Annotated in this window: 1 protein-coding gene; it reads right to left on the bottom strand. The window is 44.6% G+C overall.

The window, feature by feature from the left end; translation table 11 throughout:
- Positions 1–117 precede the first annotated feature (117 nt).
- Positions 118–1,943, bottom strand: a 1,826-nt coding sequence (locus CVS27_RS21755) for a polymerase PA (protein ID WP_133163016.1), incomplete at its 5' end; no start/stop codon positions are given.

The following is a 1,943-nucleotide window of genomic DNA, read 5'->3' as shown; positions in this document are numbered from 1 at the left end:
GCTGCCGGCTATGTTTTCGGCCTCTCCCTAGACGAGGCTCTTCAGAGGTGCTTGGGTCCAGTAGAAACAAGGTACTTTTTTGGACAGTATGGATAGCAAATAGTAGCATTGCCACAACTATCTTAGTGCATGTGTGAGGAAGGAGTTGAACCAAGATGCATTAAGCAAAACCCAGGGATCATTAATCAGGCACTCCTCGATTGCTTCATATAGCCCTTCAAGATCGAAGGTTCCAGGTTCCAGGTTATCCCTGAGCGCCTGAACAATGAGTAGCAGTTTTCTCGATTCAGCTGAGAACCCCTCAAGTTGCGGAGATGCATATAGGCTATTGAATACAGATTTTGCTAGTAAGGTTCTGCACACCTTCCCGATGGAACCTTCCTCTACTCCCTTAGGTGATTCTCCAATTGGCCATGTTTCTGATTTGTTTTCAAAGAATTCTTTGGTCAGGTCTTTCTCTTTGACAGAGGATTCAGCTTCAATCATGCTCTCAATCTGTTGGAGAGATTGGAGAAGGCAGCGTCTCATTTCCATACCCCATTTCATCTTGATCTTGGAGGTTCCATTGGTTCTTACATACAGAAACATGGGTCTTGACACTTGGCCTACTGCAGTTCGCAGGAGCATATCCCCTATTTCAAGAACACAATACTTTTCCCATTTATGTGGTTCCAACCTTGGGTCGGTAAGGGAAAATTCCATACTTACAAAGTTTACCACGTCGGTATCATTCCTCAAATGAGATCTTCCTTTTATAATGAATCCATATAGGTTTGTTTTCCGTCTTCCTTCTTTGGTTCTACATTTACTTATCATTGGAATCAGTTGAAAGTCATCCATGGCTGCACAAGATGCATTGAGCAAAGCAGTATTTATGTACACTCCCTTCATTATGTATTCAGTAGCCCTGCAGTGGGACACTTCTGCTGTAAAATAGTTCCGTCTCATGCTTGCAATGTGTTCGATTGGGGCAACATCTTCCCCTATTTCATCAAGTTCTACCCAGCTTGAATCAGTCAATTCACATGCCTTGTTGAATTCATTTTGGATCCAACATGCTAGCGATCTGGGCTCTGGCTCGTCACTGTCATACTGTTTCAGGTCGTTGATATCTTTGCAATCCTCAAAGTCCACCTTCTCCGGTGCCATGTTCTCACCGAGTGCCCACTTTAATTGGCTTGTTTTCTTCATGTTCTTTGTTCTGGGAATCTTCTCCTCATTTTCAATGTCCTGAAGTTCTGCTAGCACCTGCTTCCAAGTCAGGAGATAATTGGGGTTTATGCCTTTCTCATGTGGTTTGATAATATTGGGCTCTTTCCAGCCGAAGTCTGTTTTCGTGCCTTTGATCGCATCATATAGCGGTATCCCCTCCCCTTCGTGACTCGGGTCCTCCATGCTTAGTTTCAGCGCATCCATCAGCAAGAACTTCGACCGTTGAGAGCAGGGAGGCCCATTAGGCAATCTGAGAGGGCGTGGTGTTGTCTTTAGAAATGGCTCGATTCTGGCGTTCACTTCTTTTGACATTTGAGAAAGCTTGCCCTCAATGCAGCCGTTCGGTTCGAATCCATCCACATAGGCTCTAAAGTTTTCAAGGCTGGAGAAGTTCGGTGGGAGACTTTGGTCGGCAAGCCTGCGCATGGTTCCTGTGATTTCAAATCTTTCTTCAATTGTTTCTTCGCCTCTTTCGGACTGACGAAAGGAATCCCATAGACCCCTGCTGGCCATTTCCTGCCTTATGGTGAACAGCCTGGTTTTGATTCTTGCCCTGCTTTCTTCATCAAGTGTGTAATCTGCTTTGGTGGCCATCTCTTCTCCAGTGAATGAAAAAATATGGATGTGTGTCTTCTCGGATTTTATTTTATTGGCTTTCTCTAGGTAGTATATGTGGACTTCCCTCCTCGTCACTCCAATTTCAATGAAACGGTTTTCCTTGTAGTCATACA

Source organism: Arthrobacter glacialis (assembly GCF_002909445.1).
Classification (GTDB): Bacteria; Actinomycetota; Actinomycetes; order Actinomycetales; family Micrococcaceae; genus Specibacter; species Specibacter glacialis.
Note: the sequence above shows the minus strand (reverse complement) of the source record. Positions and strands in the feature narration are given on the sequence as shown.